Source organism: Streptomyces sp. NPDC030799 (assembly GCF_055572255.1).
In genome coordinates this window covers 264,900-283,811 of the sequence record NZ_JBVIDS010000002.1, presented here as the reverse complement: position 1 = coordinate 283,811, position 18,912 = coordinate 264,900, and the positions used below count along the sequence as shown (strand labels likewise).

General features: G+C 72.5%; 18 protein-coding genes and 1 pseudogene. 9 read left to right on the top strand and 10 right to left on the bottom strand.

Annotated features, from left to right (window positions below; all coding sequences use genetic code 11):
* Positions 1-637 precede the first annotated feature (637 nt).
* On the bottom strand, positions 638-1,228 hold the full coding sequence (locus ACZ41I_RS05190) for an Rv1733c family protein (RefSeq protein WP_468317576.1): 591 nt from the start codon (positions 1,226-1,228) through the stop codon (positions 638-640).
* Positions 1,229-1,516: 288 nt separating this feature from the next.
* Here ACZ41I_RS05190 and ACZ41I_RS05185 point away from each other — a divergent pair, with 288 nt between their 5' ends.
* Entirely contained in the window at positions 1,517-2,605 is a 1,089-nt protein-coding gene (locus tag ACZ41I_RS05185) for a WD40/YVTN/BNR-like repeat-containing protein (protein WP_363215377.1), read from the top strand.
* Positions 2,606-2,875: 270 nt separating this feature from the next.
* On the opposite strand, the gene ACZ41I_RS05180 is transcribed toward ACZ41I_RS05185, so the two are convergent.
* Entirely contained in the window at positions 2,876-3,553 is a 678-nt protein-coding gene (locus ACZ41I_RS05180) for a uracil-DNA glycosylase (RefSeq protein WP_468513190.1), read from the bottom strand.
* Positions 3,554-3,705: 152 nt separating this feature from the next.
* Here ACZ41I_RS05180 and ACZ41I_RS05175 point away from each other — a divergent pair, with 152 nt between their 5' ends.
* The 3 genes from ACZ41I_RS05175 (at position 3,706) to ACZ41I_RS05165 (ending at position 6,014) form a co-directional block, all read left to right on the top strand.
* Entirely contained in the window at positions 3,706-3,900 is a 195-nt protein-coding gene (locus ACZ41I_RS05175; RefSeq protein ID WP_468513189.1) for a hypothetical protein, read from the top strand.
* Positions 3,897-4,871 carry an N-acetylglucosamine kinase gene (locus ACZ41I_RS05170; protein ID WP_399763067.1) on the top strand — a complete coding sequence of 325 codons (975 nt, stop codon included), beginning with the start codon at positions 3,897-3,899 and terminating at the stop codon, positions 4,869-4,871. Before ACZ41I_RS05175 ends, ACZ41I_RS05170 begins: the two co-directional genes overlap by 4 nt.
* A gap of 216 nt (positions 4,872-5,087) precedes the next feature.
* Positions 5,088-6,014 carry a sirohydrochlorin chelatase gene (locus tag ACZ41I_RS05165; RefSeq protein ID WP_468513188.1) on the top strand — a complete coding sequence of 309 codons (927 nt, stop codon included), beginning with the start codon at positions 5,088-5,090 and terminating at the stop codon, positions 6,012-6,014.
* Positions 6,015-6,082: 68 nt separating this feature from the next.
* On the opposite strand, the gene ACZ41I_RS05160 is transcribed toward ACZ41I_RS05165, so the two are convergent.
* A complete protein-coding gene (locus tag ACZ41I_RS05160; RefSeq protein WP_468513187.1) occupies positions 6,083-7,120 on the bottom strand; it encodes a lactonase family protein in 1,038 nt (345 codons plus the stop codon).
* Positions 7,121-7,306: 186 nt separating this feature from the next.
* Positions 7,307-8,797, bottom strand: a complete 1,491-nt coding sequence (locus ACZ41I_RS05155; protein WP_468513186.1) for an FUSC family protein — start codon at positions 8,795-8,797, stop codon at positions 7,307-7,309.
* Between the two features lie 230 nt (positions 8,798-9,027).
* Here ACZ41I_RS05155 and ACZ41I_RS05150 point away from each other — a divergent pair, with 230 nt between their 5' ends.
* Both ACZ41I_RS05150 and ACZ41I_RS05145 read left to right on the top strand, forming a co-directional pair.
* On the top strand, positions 9,028-9,504 hold the full coding sequence (locus tag ACZ41I_RS05150; protein ID WP_363215371.1) for an Lrp/AsnC family transcriptional regulator: 477 nt from the start codon (positions 9,028-9,030) through the stop codon (positions 9,502-9,504).
* A 145-nt stretch (positions 9,505-9,649) separates the two neighbouring features.
* Entirely contained in the window at positions 9,650-11,107 is a 1,458-nt protein-coding gene (locus ACZ41I_RS05145) for an MFS transporter (RefSeq protein WP_399763072.1), read from the top strand.
* Positions 11,108-11,226: 119 nt separating this feature from the next.
* Here the strand turns inward: ACZ41I_RS05145 and ACZ41I_RS05140 are convergent, their stop codons facing one another.
* Positions 11,227-12,012 (bottom strand): LysR family transcriptional regulator substrate-binding protein, encoded by a 786-nt coding sequence (locus tag ACZ41I_RS05140; protein ID WP_468513185.1) that lies wholly within the window; start codon positions 12,010-12,012, stop codon positions 11,227-11,229.
* An 82-nt stretch (positions 12,013-12,094) separates the two neighbouring features.
* Between ACZ41I_RS05140 and ACZ41I_RS05135 the strand changes: the two genes are divergently transcribed.
* Positions 12,095-12,487, top strand: a complete 393-nt coding sequence (locus tag ACZ41I_RS05135) for a DUF5997 family protein (RefSeq protein ID WP_468513184.1) — start codon at positions 12,095-12,097, stop codon at positions 12,485-12,487.
* A 347-nt stretch (positions 12,488-12,834) separates the two neighbouring features.
* Here the strand turns inward: ACZ41I_RS05135 and ACZ41I_RS05130 are convergent, their stop codons facing one another.
* Positions 12,835-13,257 (bottom strand): secondary thiamine-phosphate synthase enzyme YjbQ, encoded by a 423-nt coding sequence (locus ACZ41I_RS05130; RefSeq protein ID WP_363215367.1) that lies wholly within the window; start codon positions 13,255-13,257, stop codon positions 12,835-12,837.
* A 213-nt stretch (positions 13,258-13,470) separates the two neighbouring features.
* On the opposite strand from ACZ41I_RS05130, the pseudogene ACZ41I_RS05125 reads away from it, so the two are divergent.
* Positions 13,471-13,674, top strand: a pseudogene (locus ACZ41I_RS05125) (hypothetical protein); the annotation flags it as partial.
* A 193-nt stretch (positions 13,675-13,867) separates the two neighbouring features.
* Here ACZ41I_RS05125 and ACZ41I_RS05120 read toward each other — a convergent pair.
* Positions 13,868-15,502 (bottom strand): vanadium-dependent haloperoxidase, encoded by a 1,635-nt coding sequence (locus ACZ41I_RS05120; protein WP_468513183.1) that lies wholly within the window; start codon positions 15,500-15,502, stop codon positions 13,868-13,870.
* Positions 15,503-15,785: 283 nt separating this feature from the next.
* A complete protein-coding gene (locus ACZ41I_RS05115) occupies positions 15,786-16,208 on the bottom strand; it encodes an ATP-binding protein (protein ID WP_399763076.1) in 423 nt (140 codons plus the stop codon).
* A gap of 514 nt (positions 16,209-16,722) precedes the next feature.
* Between ACZ41I_RS05115 and ACZ41I_RS05110 the strand changes: the two genes are divergently transcribed.
* Positions 16,723-16,989 (top strand): hypothetical protein, encoded by a 267-nt coding sequence (locus ACZ41I_RS05110; RefSeq protein ID WP_468317553.1) that lies wholly within the window; start codon positions 16,723-16,725, stop codon positions 16,987-16,989.
* Positions 16,990-17,096: 107 nt separating this feature from the next.
* Here ACZ41I_RS05110 and ACZ41I_RS05105 read toward each other — a convergent pair whose 3' ends face one another.
* Both ACZ41I_RS05105 and ACZ41I_RS05100 read right to left on the bottom strand, forming a co-directional pair.
* Positions 17,097-17,888: an anti-sigma factor gene (locus ACZ41I_RS05105; protein ID WP_468513182.1), complete on the bottom strand. Its 792-nt coding sequence runs from the start codon at positions 17,886-17,888 to the stop codon at positions 17,097-17,099.
* A gap of 25 nt (positions 17,889-17,913) precedes the next feature.
* On the bottom strand, positions 17,914-18,516 hold the full coding sequence (locus ACZ41I_RS05100) for a sigma-70 family RNA polymerase sigma factor (RefSeq protein ID WP_468513428.1): 603 nt from the start codon (positions 18,514-18,516) through the stop codon (positions 17,914-17,916).
* Positions 18,517-18,912 lie beyond the last annotated feature (396 nt).

Here is an 18,912-nt window from a genome sequence, read left to right as displayed (position 1 = left end):
GGGAACGCGGCTGTGCACCTCCAACACGGGCGACGCTCCAGCGGGTGCGGGTGCGGTCCGACGCCGGGTTGCGCCGGCCCCCTGCCGCCCGCCACTCAGTCGCCGCCTTCGGGCAGACGGTCGACGGTCCTGGACACCTCGGCCTGGACACAGCGCCGCGGACACCCCGGCCTGGAAGCCGGCCCGTTGGCCCGGCCGGCGCCTCCGGGAGCGAGGCGGTCGGCTACCGCGGGAGGCACTGCCGGCTCCCCCTCACCTGAGCCGGGCTGCCCGCCCCGCGCGCACCGGAGGGTCAGCCGATCGCGCACTTGCGCCCCCTGGTGGACGCGCGGGACGCGGCGCGGGGCACCCCCCCGCTGCTCGGCCTGGGGCGGCATCAGCTGCTCGGTCCCGTGCGCCACGCGCTACTCGGCCCGGCGTGACACCGCTGCTCGGTCCCGTGCGCCACGCGCTACTCGGCCCGGCGTGACACCGCTGCTCGATCCGGTGCGGCACCGCTGCTCGGTTCCGTGCGCCACGCACTGCTCGGCCCCGTCGGCTCCACGGCGGCAGCGCTGCGGCCCGGATGATCCCCGGCGGCGGTGCCGGGGCGGCCGGGTTCTTCCGGCCGTACAGGCAGCCGGGTCGGCGACCGTGATCAGACCATGCGTCCCCACTGCGGGCCGAGCCGGGCCCATTCCGTGTCCCAGGCGTCCATGCGGCGGCGTTCCAGACGGGCGCGCAGGGCGAGGCCCCCGACAAAGGGGACCACCGCGGTGCTCACGCCCACCAGGCAGCCGATCAGGGTGCCGCGGAAGGCGGCCTCCGCGACGGAGGCGGGGCGGCTGACGAGACGGCCCTGCGGGTCGGTCCAGACGGTGACCGGCGTGCCGGCCTTGCTGCCGGGCTCGACCCGCACCTGACCGGTGCGGGCGGAGCCGTCGGCCGCCGTCCAGCGCACCTTCGCCCAGACCTGATCACCGGAGGAGGTGTGGCCGTGCGCGGGCCGGTTTCCCGGGACGCGTGCCGCGACGCGGGCCACGACGGGGCGCGAGGCCGCCCGCTCCCCGGCAAGTCCGTGCTCCACCGACCGGGCCGCCACGAGTCCGGCCGAAACCCCGGCCAGGACGGTCAGCAGCCAAGCGCCGAGCACCACCCAGGCCTCCACCAAGTCGGCCCGGCGTTTGAGCGGGTTGCGCCGCCAGCGCCACAGCCACACCTTCGGACCACGGAACGCCTTCAAAGGCATCCTCCTCACGAGCGCACCGACCGGCCGGACCGCCCTCCCATACGCGGGAGATCGCTCCGTTGCTCACGACGAGCCGTCTCCCCGACGGTCGCACGAGACACCCCGTTCGCGCAGGCGCATGCCGCAACGGGCCCCGGCCGATCGTCGTCACGGGCCGACGACACCGCTGTGACCTGCAGAAACACGCTCTCCGGGGGAGAGTGTCAGTGGTGGGGTGCAGACTGGCCGATAACTGACGACTACCTGACTCACGACTACCTGGACGACGGCGTCCCGGAGGTGATCGGCATGACCGAGGTACTGCTGGCGGTGGGCACCCGCAAAGGTCTGTTCATCGGGCGCCGAAGGGACGGCGGCGCCTGGGAGTTCGACGACAGTCCGTATTTCAATGCTCAGGCGGTCTACTCGGTCGCGATCGACACCCGGGAGGACCGGCCCCGGCTGCTGGCGGGCGGCGACAGCGCGCACTGGGGTCCGTCGGTCTTCCACTCCGACGACCTCGGCCGCACCTGGACCGAACCGGCGCAGCCGGCCGTCAAGTTCCCCAAGGACACCGGCGCCTCCCTGGAGCGCGTCTGGCAGCTGCATCCGGCCGCCGCCGAGCCCGGCGTGGTCTACGCGGGCACGGAACCGGCGGCGCTGTACCGCTCGGAGGACCGCGGCGAGAGCTTCTCCCTGGTCCGGCCGCTGTGGGAGCATCCGACGCGCTCGCAGTGGGTGCCGGGCGGCGGCGGTGAGGGCCTGCACACCGTGGTCACCGACGCCCGTGACCCCCGCGCGGTGACCGTGGCCGTTTCGACGGCCGGGGTGTTCCGCTCCACCGACGGCGGTGCGAGCTGGGCGCCGTCCAACTCGGGGGTGTCGGCGGTGTTCCTGCCGGATCCGAACCCGGAGTTCGGCCAGTGCGTGCACAAGGTCGCCAAGGATGCGGGCGACCCCGACCGGCTGTATCTGCAGAACCACTGGGGGGTGTACCGAAGCGACGACGCGGGCGCGCACTGGACCGACATCGGCGCGGATCTGCCGTCGACGTTCGGCTTCGCGGTGGCCACGCATCCGCACCGGGGCGACACGGCGTACGTCTTCCCGATCAACGCCGACGCGGACCGGGTGCCCGCCGAGCGCCGTTGCCGGGTCTTCCGGACCACGGACGCGGGCCGGACCTGGGAGCCGCTGTCGACGGGGCTGCCGGCGGAGGACCACTACGGCACGGTGCTGCGGGACGCCCTGTGCACCGACGACGCCGAACCGGCGGGGGTCTATTTCGGCAACCGCAACGGCGAAGTGTTCGCCTCGGCCGACGACGGCGACAGCTGGCGGCAGTTGGCTGCCCATCTGCCGGACGTGCTGTGCGTGCGGGCGGCGGTGATCGGCTGAGCCGCACGGGCGGGCCGCGAGGGCGTCTGCGTCGCGCTTTGGGGCTCGGCCACCGGTTGATCGTCCTCCTGCCCGCGGCAGGAGGTGACGCCCGTGGCACCCCGGCGAGCGACCCGGGACAGCGGATCGACCGGTGTCCCGGGAGGTGCCACAGCGAGTGCCGGCCCTCGTGATCGACCAGCAGCTGTGGCCCGGCACCTGACGGCCTCTCAACGGTCACGCCGCCGATGCAAGGGCTGGACGCCGCCCGGACGCGGAGGAGCCGTGGCGTTACGGCAGTCGCCAGTCCACAGGCTGGGCACCCTGCCGCAGCAGCAGGTCATTGGCCCGGCTGAACGGCCGCGAACCGAAGAAGCCGCGGTCCGCCGACATCGGAGACGGGTGCGCGGACTCGATCGCCGGAAGGTCCCCGAGCAACGGCCGCAGATTCCGCGCGTCACGCCCCCACAGGACCGACACCAGCGGTTTGCCGCGCGCGGCCAACGCCCGTATCGCCTGCTCCGTGACCTGCTCCCAGCCCTTCCCGCGGTGGGCCCCGGGCTTGCGCGGGGCCGTCGTCAACGCCCTGTTGAGCAACAGCACGCCCTGCTGCGTCCATGGCGTCAGATCGCCGTTCGACGGCCTGGGCAGCCCCAGGTCGGAGTGCATCTCCCGGAAGATGTTCTCCAGACTGCCCGGCAACGAACGCACCTCCGGGGAGACCGCGAAGCTCAACCCGATGGCCATACCCGGCGTGGGGTAGGGGTCCTGACCGACGATCAGGACGCGGACGTCGTCGAAGGGCTGCTGGAAGGCCCTCAGGACGTTCGGTCCAGCCGGCAGATAGGTCCGGCCCGCAGCTATCTCGGCCCGGAGGAAGTCCCCCATGGCGGCGATACGTTCGGCCACAGGCTCAAGAGCCTTCGCCCAGCCTGGTTCAACAAGTTCGCGCAAGGGTCGTGGTGCCACGGCGCGTCACTCTACTGGCACGCACAGGCACCCTGCATACGCCGGTAAGCCTCCGCCCGAGGGCCATCCCTCAGGCGCTACTCTTCGTCCTCGTCGAAACCTTCGATCCGGTCGGGCGGGTCACGCAGCCGGTCACCGAGAAGGAGGGCAGCTTGTTCCGTCCAGTGATCAAGCACCGCCTGTCGTTCTCGGCCGCCCCCGAGGTACGCCCGCTGCCGGCGGTGAAGTCCGCGCGCCCGTCGCCCGGCTCGGCCGACTACGGGTTCTTCGGCTCGCGCCCGCTCAGCCGGGCCGCCGCCCTGCCGAGCCGGCAGGGCGGCCGGCCGGTGGACAGGCGGCTGCCATGACCGTCCCCGGTTGTCTGGCGGTGGACTCGGGAGGCTCCGGCCTGCGGGTAGCCGTCGGCGTGCCGGGCCGGGCGCCCGCCGCAGAGCGGGAGTCACGGGAACCGGTCCGCACGGGGGCACGGGGCATCGATCCCGCCCACCTGATGGCGCAACTCGTCCCGCTGGCCCGGGCGTCCGCCGCCGAGGCCGGGATCAGCCGGCTGGAGACGGCCGTCATCGGCGCCGCCGGGTTCGCCAGCCTGGGCGACGCCCTGCGCGCCGAACTGCCGGGCGCCCTCGCCCGGGAGCTGGGCGTCCGGCAGGTGGCGCTCGCCGCCGACGCCGTCACCGCCTACGTCGGCGCCCTCGGGCCGCGCCCGGGCGCGGTGCTCGCCGCGGGTACCGGGCTGATCGCGGTCGGCACCGACCTGACCGCCTGGCACCGGGCCGACGGGTGGGGCCATCTGCTCGGGGACTGCGGTAGCGGCGCATGGATCGGGCGGGCCGGCCTGGAGGCGGCGCTGCGCGCCCACGACGGCCGGGACGGCGGCTCCGCACCGCTGCTGGCCCGTGCGGAGGAGCAGTTCGGGCCGGTGCGCGGCCTGCCGGGTCTGGTCTATCCCCGCTCCGACCGACCCGCCGTACTGGCCTCCTTCGCCCCCCAGGTGGCCGCGTGCGCCGCGCAGGACCCGACCGCCGCGGGCATCCTGCGCGCGGCGGCCCGGCACATGGCCGAGTCCGCGGCGGCCGTGTGCCCGGCGGAGGGCACGCCCCGAGTGGCGCTCACCGGTGGCCTGTTCCGCCTGGGCGATCCACTCCTCAACCCTCTGCGCGAGGAGCTGGCCGGCAGGCTGCCGCACGCCCGGCAGGTGCCGGCCGAGGGCGATCCGCTGCACGGCGCCGTGAGGATCGCGGCCGACCTGGCGGTCGGGCGGCTCACCCTGCCGGGTGAAAAGACCATGCTCCACGTGGTCCCGGTGCAAGCCGGCTGAGGCCCCCGCGAAGCGGATCGTTCCCCCCTTTCACTGCCTGTCGCCCCCTTGGTGCCCCTGTCACCCTCTTGCCGCCCTTTTGTCAGCCCATGTTCTCGGCACGTGCTCGGAACATGTGTCATACGCTTGTCACTCATCAGACAAAACCGGACGGAAACCGCTCACCTGCACCCTCCCCGAACGGAGGAACCCGCAAAGCCAGTAACATGCGGCGCCATGAGCACCCCCACTGGGCCCGAGTCCGGCCTGCCCGTACGAATGCCGCGACCCCGCCAGCCCGGACGGCACCGCCGACCGGAACCGCTGGTCGCTCCCGAGGGTGCGCCCGCGCTCGCCCTCGCGGTGCCCGGTGCACCCAGCGCCGCCACGCGCGCCCTTGCCGAGGAGGTCGTGAGCATCGCCCGCTCCGAGCTGCCCGGCCTGGACGCCCGGATCGGATACCTGGACGGGGACGACGCCGAGTTCCCCACGCTCCGGTCCGTGCTCGCGCACGCCGCCGAGCAGCGCACGGCCCGTTACGAGCAGGCCGTCGCCGCGGGGCTCGAAGGGGTCAAGGAGCCCGACGGCCCGGTCGCGGTCGTCGTGCCGCTGCTGGCCGGCCCGGACAGCGCCCTGCTGCGGCAGATCCGCCAGTCCGTGATGGACAGCCGGGTCGCCGCCGAGCTGACCGATGTGCTCGGCCCGCACCCGCTGCTCGCCGAGGCGCTGCACGTGCGGCTGTCCGAGGCAGGTCTGGCCCGTGCCGACCGCGCCCGCCTGTTCACCGTGGCCACCGCCGCGGACGGGATCATCCTGGCGTCCGTGGGCGGCGACGAGGCCGTACAGGCGGCCGGGATCACCGGCATGCTGCTCGCCGCGCGCCTGGCCGTGCCGGTGATGGCGGCGGCCCTGGACCAGGAGGGCTCGATCTCCTCCGTCGCCGGGCAGCTGCGGTCCTCGGGCTCGCAGCAGCTGGCCCTGGCGCCGTATCTGATCGGCCCGGAGATCGACCCGGCGCTGCTGGCGGCGGCCGCCGAGGAGGCGGGCTGCGCCACGGCCGAGGCGCTCGGCGCATACCCGGCGATCGGCAAGCTCGCCCTCGCCAAGTACACGACGGCGCTGGGCATCGCCCCGCAGCAGCCGCAGGGCATGCCGGTCCGCTGACCACACGCCGGCATACGGCACCCGTACGACAAAGGGCCCGCTCCACACCCCGGAGCGGGCCCTTCGCCTCAGCCGAAGACGATGCAGGAGGCCGCAGGAACCGGCACCGAACCGTCGTACCGGGGCACACCGGTCGCCTTGTCCACGGCGAACCATGTGACCTCGCCGGAGCGCTCATTGGCCGCGTAGAGGAAGCCGCCGTGCTCGGCGAGCGCGCGTGGCCAGTGCCCGCCGCAGGGCACGGTGCCGGTCAGCCGGAGTGTCTCGCCCTCGGTGGCGAGGACCGACAGGACGTCCTCGCCGCGGGTCGCGGTCCACACGAAGCGACCGTCGGGCGAGACCACGATGCCGGACGGATAGGCGTCGCCGGCGGGCGCACCGGGCAGCACGGGGACCTCGGTCAGCGGCTTGAGGGAGCCGGCCTCGGCGTCCCAGCGGCACACGGTCACCGTGGGGGTGAGTTCATTGACGACGTAGGCGTGCGCGCCGTCCGGGTGGAAGGCCAGATGACGGGGGCCTGAGCCGGGGCGCAGGGCGAACTCGCGGTGCAGGGCGGGGGCACCGTCCGCGAGGGTGCAGACCCGTACCGAGTCCGTGCCGAGGTCGACGCTGACGGCCCACCGGCCGCTCGGGTCGGCCTGCACCTGGTGGGCGTGCGGGCCGCGCTGGCGCCGGTCATGCGGTCCGGAGCCGGTGTGCTGCAGCTGCCCGGAGGGCTTGGCGGCGAGCGTGCCGTCCGGGAGCAGGGGTACGGCGGTGACGCTGCCGGAGCCGTAGTTGGCGGTGAGCAGGTGTCCGGCGTACAGGCCGAGGTGGGCCGGTCCGCTGCCGTCGACCGGTACGGGGGGCCCGGCGAGTACCGGCCGGCCGCCGTCGACGCGGTAGGCGGCGACGGCGCCCTCGGCCGTCTCGCTGACCGCGTAGAGCGTCTCCCCGTCCGGCGCCAGGGCCAGGTAGGACGGGTCGGGTACGTCGTTCACGGCGGGGCCGAGGGCGAGGGCGCCGCCGTCCGGCGCGACCTCGGCGGTCACGAGGCCGGGGCCGCCCGCGGCCGTGAACGAGCCGATGAAAGCCCGGCGCCTGCCGGGCCTGCCGTCCTCTGCCACCGCTGTCCCCTCTCGGTCCTCGGTCGAGCCCGTCCGGGGCCGACGGTAGCAGCCGATCAGGCCGGTCTAGACCAAGAGGCGCGGGCACGCAGGGAGGTTTTGCACGCGCCCTCCGGCGCCGGCTCCGCACAGTCACCTTGGGGCATTCGACTGCCGGGAAGCGGAGCCGGTCACTGGGGGATGTGCTCAGGCCCCCACCAACCGCGACCCCGACGGTGCCCTCAGGGGTTCGGCCAGGTCGGCGAGGGCGCGTTCCAGGCCGTGCAGGTGGGCCAGGGCCGGTTCGGAGGGCGGGTCGGCGGGGCCATGGACAGGCTCCGGACGGCCCGCGGTGAGCGCCTCGACCGCGGCCTCCACCCGCCAGCATGCCGCGGCCAGGCGGGCGTCGTGGGAGGCCTCGGGATCGGCGGCGACCGCCACCAGGCCATGGACCTCGCGGGCACAGTCGTCGAGAAGGGCGAGGACCCTGCGGGCGCGCCGCTTGCGGGCCGGCATCGGGTTCAGCGGGTGCACCAGCGGGGCCACCGAGAGCCGGACCCGGCCGAGCAGCTGCTCCAGTTCGGCCACGCGAGGCGCCGGGTCCGCCGTCGGGGAGCCGGCGAGGCGTGCCGCGGCCTCGGCCGTGCAGGCGTGGACGCAGCGCAGGGCACGCTGGATCCAGGCGTCCGTGACGGCATGGGTGGTGACCGGCAGCACGAACAGCACGGCGAGCGCGGCGCCCAGCGCGCCCACGCCGGTCTCGGCCAGGCGCAGCGCGAGCAGGCCGGGTTCGAGGACGCCGAGGAGGCCGTAGAGCAGCTCGGCGAGCAGCGTCACCCAGAGCATCATCCAGGTGTAGGAGACGGCGGCCGTGTAGAAGATGCCGAAGACCGCGACGGCGACGAGGACGGCCGTCGGGACCGGCGCGCCGTCCACGGGGACGGCGACGAGGAAGCCCAGGCAGATGCCGATGACCGTGCCGAGGACCCGGCGGAAGCCGCGTACCAGCGTCTCGCCGCGCGATGCGGTGTTGACGAAGATCCACCAGGTGGCGCCGACGGCCCAGTACCAGCGCTGTCCGGACAGCAGCTGGCCCACGACCAGCGCGAAGCCCGCGCCCGCCGTCGCCTGGACGGCCTGCCGGGTGGTCACCCGGGCCAGCCCGCGCCAGGCGGGCGGGGCAGGTACGGCGGCCGGGGGCAGCCGGCGCTCGTAGCACCACACGCCGAAGCGCACCACGGCCGCACTGAGCACGGACAGCAGGACGGCGGCGTACAGCTCGGGCAGCTGTGCCGGGGCGGTGTGCAGGAACTGCGCCACGAAGAACGTCATGAAGGCGAACACGCCGAGGCTGTGCCCGCGCGGTCCCCAGCGGCGCGCGTACACCCCGGCACCGACGACGGCCAGGAAGGCCAGGTCGCGCGCGACGGGTACGTCGTGCAGCTCGGCCGCGACGGCGAGCACCGGCACGCCCACGGCGGGCAGCAGCGCGGTGGTGACCACCTGTCCGCGCACGGTCGGGTCGGCGACGGTGAACAGGGCGAGCAGTGCGGCGAGGCCGCCGGTGACCGCACCCGCGAGGGAGTACCCGGCGAGGAGGCAGACGACGACCGCGAGGCCGATGCCGAGGACGGCCCGCGCGGCGAAGCGCAACCGCGCCCGCCCCGGGTCCGGAGCCACGAACATCCTCTTCACCACTGCTGCCCTCCCCATGGAACACCGGCACAGAAAAGGCGCCGCGGAGGTCCGCAGCGCCATCGACGGATCCATGAGAGCATCCCCCGGGTCACTGGCTCAAGTGTGATCCGAATCGCTGAGCCATTGGTACAACTCCCGGCAGGCGGTCGTGCCGACCGGAATGCCAACGGACCAGGTCGGGCGGCACACAGGGCAGCACGCATGCTGAGCCATTGGTACAGTCGTCCATCATGGCCGTGGACGAACTCGACACCCGCATCCTGCGGCTGCTTCTGGAGCAGCCGCGCACCAGCGTGCGCGAGTACGCCCGTATCCTCGGCGTCGCCCGTGGCACGCTCCAGGCACGCCTGGACCGTTTGGAACGGGACGGTGTGATCACCGGCACCGGGCCCTCCCTCTCCCCCGCCGCCCTGGGTCATCCGGTGCTGGCGTTCGTGCACATCGAGGTCACCCAGGGCCATCTGGACGACGTGGGGGACGCGCTGGCCGCCGTGCCGGAGATCGTGGAGGCGTTCTCGATCACGGGTGGCGGGGATCTGCTCGCCCGGGTGGTGGGCCGGGACAACGCCCATCTGGAGGACGTCATCCAGAAGCTGATCAGCCTGCCGGGCGTCGTGCGCACCCGCACGGAGGTGGCGCTGCGCGAGCGCGTCCCGCACCGGTTGCTGCCCCTGGTGGAGTCGGTGGGCCGGGCGGTCCGCGCCTGACCCTTGGCACGCTCGGTTGCGCGATCCCGGCGCCCTCTCGGGTCGTCTTCGATCTCGCGCGAGTGCGGGCGCGGCCGGGCGGAGCGGCGCGCTCGGCGGCTCTTCCCGCCGTGCGGGGGACGCCACGGATGCATAGCGTGATCGTATGACTACAGACCAGGTCGACCCGGCCCAGCGCGATCGACGGTGGAAAGCGCTCGCCGTCTGCCTGACCGCCGCCTTCATGTCCTTGCTGGACACGTCGATCGTGAACGTGGCACTCCCCTCGGTCGAGCGCGGGCTCTCCGCCACCCCGGCCGACCTGTCCTGGGTCGTGTCCGGTTACGCGCTCACCTTCGGTCTGGTCCTGGTCCCGGCGGGACGGCTCGGTGACCTGCGCGGACAGCGCGAGACCTTTCTGGCCGGGCTCGCCCTGTTCACGCTCGCCTCGGCGGCCTGCGGGCTCTCCTCCAGCCCGGCCTGGCTGGTGCTGTTCCGGCTGGTGCAGGGAGCATCGGCCGGCATGCTCGCGCCGCAGACCACGGCGCTGATCCAGCTGATGTTCCAGGGTGCTGAACGGGCCCGCGCCTTCGGCATGATGGGCGCCACCATCGGCGTCTCCACGGCGGTCGGCCCATTGGCGGGCGGTCTGCTGATCCACGCTGCCAGCGGGGACGACGGCTGGCGCTCGGTGTTCTACGTCAACCTGCCCATCGGCGTCGTCGTCTTCTGCGCGGCGCTGCGGCTGCTGCCCCGCTCCCCCGGCTCACCGGGCAAGCGCGAGTGCTTCGACGTGCCGGGTGTCCTGCTGCTCGGCTCGGGTGTGCTCGCCCTGATGCTGCCCCTGGTGCAGGAGCAGCAGTGGCACGGGCGGCTGAAGTGGGCCCTGCTTCCGGCCGGCGCCGGGCTGCTGGCCGCATTCTGGACATGGGAACGGCGCCAGCAGCGGCACGGCCGGGCCCCCCTGGTCGATCTACGGCTCTTCGCACTGCGCTCCTTCTCGCTCGGCGCACTGCTGAGCCTGGTGTACTTCGGCGGCTTCACGACGCTGTTCTTCGTCTACACGATCTTCCTGCAGAACGGGATGGGCTACAGCGCGCTGGCGGCGGCCCTGTCGTCGATGCCCTTCGCGACGGGGACGGCGGTGGGTGCCGCGGTCGGCGGCCGCCTGGTCACACGCTTCGGACGCAAGCTGGTCGTCACCGGGCTGTGCACGGTGACGGTGGGGATCCTCGGCGTCATCGCGGCCGTGCACTGGGTACCCGGCCGGGGCGTGGCCTGGGCGGCAGCCCTCCCCATGCTGCTCGCCGGGCTCGGCTCGGGTCTGACCACCTCCCCCAACACCACGCTCACCCTGACCCTCGTGCCCGTGCGGCGGGCCGGAGCGGCGGGCGGGGTGCTGCAGACCGGGCAGCGCATCGGCTCGGCTGCCGGTGTCGCGGCGGTGGGTTCGGTGTTCTTCGCCCACCTGGCCAACCACGGCGACCCGGCCGCCGCACTCCAGTACGGCCTGCTCACCTGCGTAGGCATCATCCTGCTGGCCCTCTGCCTGGCCTTCGCCGACCTGCGGGAACGCAGGACCCAGCCCGACCAGCCGAGGCAGACCGCGCGGCAGGAGGCGTAGGCGGGGCGCCGCGACGCGGGGCCGTACGGCGGCGGTCCGGTCGCGTCGCGGCCGTGGCTCGATTCCGCAGGGCGGGTTCGTGCGCCGGCCCGCGTTCCGTCGCGGTGCCGCTCCGGGTCTCACGACCTCCGGCGCGGCTTGCCCCGCTTGGGGGTCTGCTTGGTTCCCGCCCCCCGCGCGCGTGGCGTGCGCCCCGTGGACTTTGCCGCAGGCTTCTGCCGGGTGCCACCCGGTTCGGCACGCTTCCGCTGCTGCTCGGCCGGCGCGGAGGCCGGAGGGTTGGGCTTCGTACGGCCCCGGGTGCTGTTGACGGTGCGGCCGCGGACGATGCCGATGAGGTCCTCCACCAGCTCGGTGGTGGCCTCCTCGGGCCAGGAGAGGGCGACGCTCGACTGGGGGGCGTCGGTGACAGGGCGGTAGGTGAGGTCCTTGCGGTGGTACAGCCGGGCGAGGGACTGCGGCACGACCAGGAGGCCGACGTTGGCGGCCACCAGCTCGATCGCATCCTCGGTCGTCGCGGGACGCTCGAAGGCGGGCTCCCCGGGCGGGCCGTCGCCGTCCCACTCGAAGACGTCGTCAAGGGGGTGGAAGAGCACTTCCTCGGCGAGGTCGGCGAGAGTCACCTCGTCCACAGCCGTGATCAGGTGGTCCTTGGGGACGACGACCACTGTGGTCTCGGTGTAGAGCGGGATCGCGCTGAAGAACGTACGGTCCACAGGGAGCCGTACGAAACCCGCGTCGGCCTCCCCCGCACGCAGCACCTCGGGCGCCTCGGCGGCCGGTACCTGGACGAGGGTGAGCGGGATGTCCGGCAGGCGCTCGCCCCAGATCCTCGCCCATTTGGCGGGCGTCACTCCGGGAACGTACGCGAGCCGGAACGACGGTGATTCCTCCGAGCCTGTCACCAGGCCAGGTTACCGGCCGTGGCCGGCTCACCGGCACCGGCCGTGGTCGGGCCCCCTGCACGCGGCCGATACCCTTGACCTCATGAGTTCGCAGCAGAGCACCCAGACGATGAAGCCCGCGACCGCGGCGAAGAAGCTGGGTGTGTACCTCCCCGCCACCCCCGCCTCGTTCCAGGAGGGCGTCATCTCGCGCGCCGAGCTGAACGAGCTGCAGGCGAACCCGCCGGAGTGGCTGAGCGAGCTGCGACGCAACGGCCCCCACCCGCGTCCGGTGGTCGCCGCGAAGCTCGGGGTGTCCATCGCCGGCCTCGCGCGCGGCGGGGTCACCGAGCCGCTGACCACCGAGCAGATCGAGGCGCTCAAGCAGGAGCGGCCCGAGTGGCTGGAGAAGGAGCGCGCCACGCAGGCCGACGTCCGCAAGGAGGCCGCACGGATCAAGCAGATGAAGCAGGAGCGCGCCGCCGGGCGCGACTGATCTTCCCTTGGGCGCGGCCGGCCGCGGCGCCGCCCACTGCCACGAGTTCGCCGCGTTTGCTGTGGCTGGTGACGACGACCGTGCTGCCGGGGCCGCTCGGGATCAGCGACCGGACCTGGAGCCGCGCCCTCTTCCCCGGCGCCGTCGCTCCGGGCGGCCTCCAACTCCTCGCGCGTGGTGTCGAGTTCGTCGCCCGCTCCACACCGCGAGAGCCACCGGGCGCCCCGCCGCCGGACATGCTTCATCTGCACTCAGGCGTCCGCGACCACCACTCCGACCAGGGCCGTGGCCCCCTGCGCGGCGAGCGTCCCCGACTCAGGAGCGGGCCGGTGTCGGCGCCGCCGGGGTCAGCCGAGGAAGCTGAGTCGCACCTTGCGTTCGGGGTTGTCGCGGTTGGTGTCCACCAGGCACACCGACTGCCAGGTGCCCAGTTCCAGGCGGCCGGCGATGACCGGGAGGGTCGCGTGGGGCGGGACGATGGCCGGGAGGACGTGGTCGCGGCCGTGGCCGGGGCTGCCGTGGCGGTGCTGCCAGCGGTCGTCGGCGGGGAGCAGGGTGTGCAGGGCGGCGAGGAGGTCGTCGTCACTCCCGGCACCGGTCTCGATGACGGCGATTCCGGCGGTGGCGTGCGGGACGAAGATGTTGAGCAGGCCGTCGCGGCCGGCCGCCGCCTCCCGCAGGAAGTCCTCGCAGTCTGCGGTGAGGTCGACGACGCGTTCCCGGGAGCCGGTGGAGACGTCCAGCATTCGGGTGGTGAAGGCATCTGACATGCCCCCATCCTGACCCATACGCCGCGCTTCATACTCTGCGGCGCGGGCGATTACAGAGACGAGCGGTCCATGGGGCGAGAGACCATGGACCATGGAGCGGCCGTCTGGCTACGTACGGCCGCATGTTGCGTACGGCCCTGCTCACCACGCACGCTCACATCGAACTGCCGCGGATGGGCTCCGCCGCGTGTCGCCGCGGCCGCTGACCACTTGCTGCCGGTGCCCAGGGCGGATGCAGTGCTCTCCCACCCGGCCGACGCCGAGTGCCCTGAGCTGCGTGTCTGGCTGTCAACCGAGGTGCTGGCGATCTTCCGTTTCCATGCGGTGGAGGCGTTCGACTTCGATGTAGATCTGCGGGAGCTCCAGGGGCAGGAGCGACTCGTCGTAGTAGGTCCTAGAGGCCGGGTCGGCCAGCGACGCGAACGCGGAGAGGAAGAACGGCTCCGGACCTTACGCCGATCCCCGGCATGGATGTCAGGACCTTTGAAAAAGGGCCTCGGCGCGCAGGATGGCCGCCCTCGGAGCGTGGCCCGAGCCAGTGGTACCCGATGCGCCGGGACCACTGGCTTCTCGGCCCAACCATGTGCATGGTTGTAGCGTGGCGGCGCGGTCAGAGCCGACCTGCCACGAAGTCGGCCACCTGGGTGCCGAGTTGCTGGCCCGCGTGATTGTCGAGGGAGGTGTGCTGGCCGGACCAGATCCGGCTGAGCCACGCTTCGGTGGCGGCGTCCTGGAAGCCGGTGAAGGTTCGAGTGACGCCCTTCGAGGTCACCGCAAAATGATGCCGCGCCCCGTAGAGTCCGGCGAGCGTCGTTGCCGCAGCCTGGCTGAGAGCGCCGTGAGCGCCCGGATAGGACGGATCCGGTGCGGTCGGCAGCAGAGGGGTCCAGCTGGGATCCCCGACGATGCTCGGGTTGTAGTGCGTACCGCCGAGCCGGATGGCCGTCACTGGCCGCCATACGCGGTAGGCGTACTTGGCGTCGTACATCGCGATCGCGGTGTCGGCGAGGGACAGGTCGAGCCGGGCGAAGACCTTCACCGCCTTCTCCAGGTTCGCGTTCTGGGAGGTGACGAGGTTCTGCGTGATCTGGTTCCAGACGTTCCATACGGGTGCTGCCGCCCAGAACTTCGCGGCTGCCGTCTGATCGGGAGTGCGGGTGGTGCTGGTCTTGCTCCCCAGGCTCTTGACCTCGTTCAAGGAGGTGGCGTACGCGGCGCTGCTCACGGCCGGCGGCGGTGCCGGGCGGAACTGCCGTCCGTGGGCCAGTACGAACGGCTTGACCGAGCCCCAGTCGGTGAACACCGGTGTCGGGAAATTGGGAGGGGTGGGCCGGTAGTCCCCGGCCTTGTCGCCGGGGCGGAACCGCGGCGGCTTGGCTGAGGATCCGTCGTTGGACCGCAGGGCGATCAGCCGGCGGGCGACCTCCGCTCCCACACCAATGCCCGCCTGCTTGCCCGGGCCGTCGGAAATCGCGGACAATTGGCTGCTCAGCCGCTGGTTCAAGCCTGCGCGCCTGGCCGGGTAAAGGGCGACCAGCACATCGTGGGCCGCCTGGTCCGCTGCGGCGTCCGCACGAGCGCCTCTGGGCGCCGTCACCGAGAACACATAGGCGGGGCCGGCCCGGGTGATCGATACCACCGCGTCGTACTCGGCAGCCTGCAGAAGCGCGAAGCTGCGCGTGGGTTGGACGGTGGACGGCTGCGCCTTCGGATTGCTGAGGATGGTGACGAGCTCGCGGTTCCACTCCACGACCGACATCCCTGCCCCCGTCGCGGCAGTGCGCAGGGCCGGCGAGTGAGCGGTGGTGGACCCGAAGGCCGGGCCGGCGAGTCCGGCTGCCAGCGCGGCTCCGGCAAGTATGGCGAGTGTCTTCTGCTTTCCACCCATGTTCTGTGGCTCCTTGTCGCTGGTGGCGGGCTGTGACAACTGGCGGTCATGCGCGTGGCTCATCTGGGTCGGCCACGCGAGCGTGATGGTGTCGGGGTGGTACGGGCCGGCAGCCAGGTCGAGATGGCGGCGGTCGTGGAGGACGAGTTGCCCAGCGGGTTCCGCGGCAGCTGCGACGGGGCCGGGGTAGTCCAGGGCCCTCCGGTCCATGAGGGCCTTCCGGCGTAGCGGCCAGGCGCGTTCGGCTCCGGGGGCCAGCACTTGGTGCATCTCGCGGCGCAGATCTGGCGCATGCGTACATGCCTCGTGCGGGGGCGGGGCGTCGATGCCCTTGCCGCTGTTCGGGGTGACGTCCACGCTCACACCTCCGCCGGTACGCAGGCGCCGGCGCCGCAGCGTTGACACAGCACCGTGTCGTGGTGGGTGCCGCCACGATCGAGTGCCGATGGGCGGGCCGCGGACCGCATGGGCACCTGGGCCGGGCCCGGGCAGCCGTCGATGGGACACGGCTTGTGGGTCGCGAAGGACCACTCGGCGAGGGTGTCGGGTGGCCCTTCGCCGCGGCCGCCCCCGGTGGCCCGTCGCTGTGCTGCAGTGCCGGCCCCGGCAGGTCGCAGCTCGTGCGGAGCGTCCGGCCCGGTCATGGCGAGCACCTCAGGCAGGCGCGGACTTCGCGGCCGCTGCGTGTCTGGCGAATCTCGGTCGACTGGGCAAGGGACTGGACGATGCCGGTGCCACGGCCGTGTTCGTCGGAGGCGATGCCGGGGCGATGACGCTCCACGGCGGCGCCGGAGTCGGTGACCACGATGTGCAGAGTTTCGTGGTCGAGGGCGAGCAGCAGGGTCATGCGCTCATGGCCGTACTGGGCAGCGTTGGCGGCGAGTTCGTCGACGATGAGAACGGCGGAGTCCCGCTCACCCGCGGGCACACTCCAGGTCTCCAGCAAATCGGCTGCGAAGTGACGAGCGGCGGAGACGTGCGCCTCCTGCGCCGGCAGGGTGAGCAGTGCATGGCGGCGGCAGGGCCGGCCGAGCAGTGAAGTCGGGCTGGGGGAGTCGGTCACGAACATGGTCTTCTGGCTCTTCTGTCGATGTGCGGAGACCGGAACGGGGTGACCACAAGCAATTCGGGGGTGGTCGGCAGGCCGGATCCTGATCCTGCGTGGGCGCGCTCAATCAGTTCCACGGACGACACATGCCGGACGGTTCGAGCTAATTGCCTTTTTTGTTCCCTGCCTACATTGCGGCTGGATCGCGGTCCTCCGCGTGCAGACGTGATGGATCCTCTTCTCCGGGTTGTACGGACTTCGGGAAAAAGAGGAGTCGGTGCGCACCCCGTCGGCCCGCTCATGCATGAAGTCAGCTGCGGACTGGGCCGGTTCGACGGAGCGGGGGCGAGAGTGACCACGGCCCGGAAACCGTCGGCGCGTCGCGGGAAGGGCCAGGGTGTCGGTCTTCGCCTCCTCCGGCGGAAGCGGAGATGTATGCCGCCGCACCCCATTCGCACAGCCGTGGTCGCCCGTGTACGTGGCCGGCACCCGCGGGGCGGGATGGCCGACCGGCCCCTGCGGAGGTCGCGTGACGGAAGCAGGCCAGAGCCCCAGCCGGTCGCGTACCCGGATGGCCTTCGCCTTGATCAACCTGGCGGGGGTGATCGTTCCCGGCTGGCGGCGGCCGACTCGACCATCAGCCGCCTCCGCGCGCCGGCTGCCGCTCAGCCCCTCGGCCGTACAGGTGCCGGTGCCGGCCTCCGAGGCCGCCACATTCATCGGCCGCGAGCCCTTGTCGGACGGTCCCGCCGATCCCGGAGCCACGCGGTCCGGCGGGATCGAGGGGCTACGGTGATCACGAGCGTGACCGTCCAGCCGGTGTCACGGTTCCTCACGCCCCGCTGCTGCCGTCACGCCACTGGGCGACCGGCCGCCCAGTGACATGACCGCCATGGTCTGGCCTCACGCTCGGATGGTGACCAGCTTCTGACCGTTGCCTGCGAGGATCTCGAAGTGCTCGATGGCTCCCGGAGCCATGGCGACCGCTCCTGGGATCGTGGTGCCGGGAGGGTACTCGCCTGCCCGCCAGGTAGCGCCGTCCGTCCTGGCCCCGCCGGGCCCGACCGCCTGCAGCCGACAGGTGATTCCGGCGGGTGCCCCTCCTGCGGAGATCTGCAGGACACTGCCCCAGGCAGAGGGCGAGACCTTCACCGAGGCGGAGACGCCGGTGGTGGGATCACTCCCGGAGAAGGTGCGCCAGACGGTCGGCGCGGTCGGCCCGGGCGGCCTCGCCTGACTGCCCACGGATCCGATGGCCGCCAGCCATGTGCCACCGGCCGCTGCCGCGATGAACGTCAGCGAGGCTGCAGCGCCGGCCAGTTGCAGACGCCAAGACCTGCGGCGCCTGGCCGCAGCCTGCTGGAGCAGCCTCTCCAGCACACCCCCCTCTGAGGTCTTCGACACCGCGGGCGCGGCGGGCCGTTCGGGCAGCGGGGAGCCCTGCGCGCTTTCGGCTGCCCGTGCCATCAGTCGGTCGGTCAGGTCCGTTTCGGCCGCCGGCACCGTCTGGCCCGAGGCTTCGGCTTCGGTCACCGTCGCCAGCAGCGCAGGCAATCCCGCCAGCTGGGCGTGTTCGGCCCGGCATTCGGTGCATGCCGCGAGGTGGATGCGCACCTGGTCCATTTCCGACGAGGGCAGCGTACCCAAGACGTAACCTCCCAGCATCAGCCGGAGGGCGTCGTGCTCCGCACTCATGGTCGCCGCCTCCTGCCCGCCACGGTCATGGCTCGATCCCCCGTTCCTGCAGCGCCAGCCGCAGGGCGTGCAGGGCGTAGTACGTCCGCGACTTCACTGTGCCCAGCGGGATGCCCAGCACCTGTGCGGCCTCCGCCATGGTCCGGCCCCGGTAGTAGGTCTCCAGCAGGACGGCGCGGTGGTCCGGGGACAGTGACCGGACGGCTTCGGCAACCGCCCAGCTCTGCAGTGCCTGCTCGATCTCGTCCTTGCCCGGCCTCTGCTCGGCGGCTCGCTCCAGCACATCGCCGCCGGCCTCGGCCGGCCTGGACTGCCGGGCCCGGTGGGCGTCGATGACCAGGTGTCGAGCGACCGTATACAGCCATGCCCGGGCCGGGCCGCGGGCGGGGTCGAATGCGGCGGGATGCTGCCACGCTCGCAGCAGCGTCTCCTGTACCACGTCCTCTGCCCATTGCCAGTCTCCCGAGGTCAGTCGCAGCACGTAGTGAAACAGGGCTCCTGCGTGCTCTGCGTACAGAGTGCGCAGCAGTTCCTCATCTGCGGTCGAGAGGGTCCCTCTATCAGAGACACGGTGCGCGGAGCGATCCGGATCGGTCCTTGAACCACGCTTTCGGGAACTCCTGGGCATAAGACGATCATCAGGCATATGCGCCACTTTGTCCTGTACGGGCAGCTCGGTGCCGGGCACGCGCTGTGGGTGCCGCAGGTGGTACGCCCTTGCGGCGTTACGACCTCGCCATGATCAAGCATGCGCGGATCCGGGACCGACTCGCTTCCGCTGTGGCAAGGGGTGGAACAGGGGTGACCGAAATGCACCAGGCGACGCACGCGCTCTCGCCACCGGCCCCGCTCCCCTGCCCCCGTGCATCGAAGCCGGTGCCACTCCGCAGCCCCGACCGATGTCCAGCACACACCCACGCCGATGGCGCTACGCACAGTGATCGGTGGCTGTGCGGCGACCGGGGCAGGGCTCCATCCGGCCAGTGTGCGCATCACCCGTATGGGCGACGCCGACCTGCCCCGA

Excerpts from the sequence above, each read along its gene's own strand:
- ACZ41I_RS05145 (WP_399763072.1), top strand. The coding sequence starts at position 9,650 with ATGACTACAGACCAGGTCGACCCGGCCCAGCGCGATCGACGGTGGAAA.
- ACZ41I_RS05150 (WP_363215371.1), top strand. The coding sequence starts at position 9,028 with ATGGCCGTGGACGAACTCGACACCCGCATCCTGCGGCTGCTTCTGGAG.
- ACZ41I_RS05135 (WP_468513184.1), top strand. The coding sequence starts at position 12,095 with ATGAGTTCGCAGCAGAGCACCCAGACGATGAAGCCCGCGACCGCGGCG.
- ACZ41I_RS05105 (WP_468513182.1), bottom strand. The coding sequence starts at position 17,888 with ATGAGTGCGGAGCACGACGCCCTCCGGCTGATGCTGGGAGGTTACGTC.
- ACZ41I_RS05165 (WP_468513188.1), top strand. The coding sequence starts at position 5,088 with ATGAGCACCCCCACTGGGCCCGAGTCCGGCCTGCCCGTACGAATGCCG.
- ACZ41I_RS05100 (WP_468513428.1), bottom strand. The coding sequence starts at position 18,516 with ATGCCCAGGAGTTCCCGAAAGCGTGGTTCAAGGACCGATCCGGATCGC.
- ACZ41I_RS05185 (WP_363215377.1), top strand. The coding sequence starts at position 1,517 with ATGACCGAGGTACTGCTGGCGGTGGGCACCCGCAAAGGTCTGTTCATC.
- ACZ41I_RS05170 (WP_399763067.1), top strand. The coding sequence starts at position 3,897 with ATGACCGTCCCCGGTTGTCTGGCGGTGGACTCGGGAGGCTCCGGCCTG.
- ACZ41I_RS05190 (WP_468317576.1), bottom strand. The coding sequence starts at position 1,228 with ATGCCTTTGAAGGCGTTCCGTGGTCCGAAGGTGTGGCTGTGGCGCTGG.
- ACZ41I_RS05130 (WP_363215367.1), bottom strand. The coding sequence starts at position 13,257 with ATGTCAGATGCCTTCACCACCCGAATGCTGGACGTCTCCACCGGCTCC.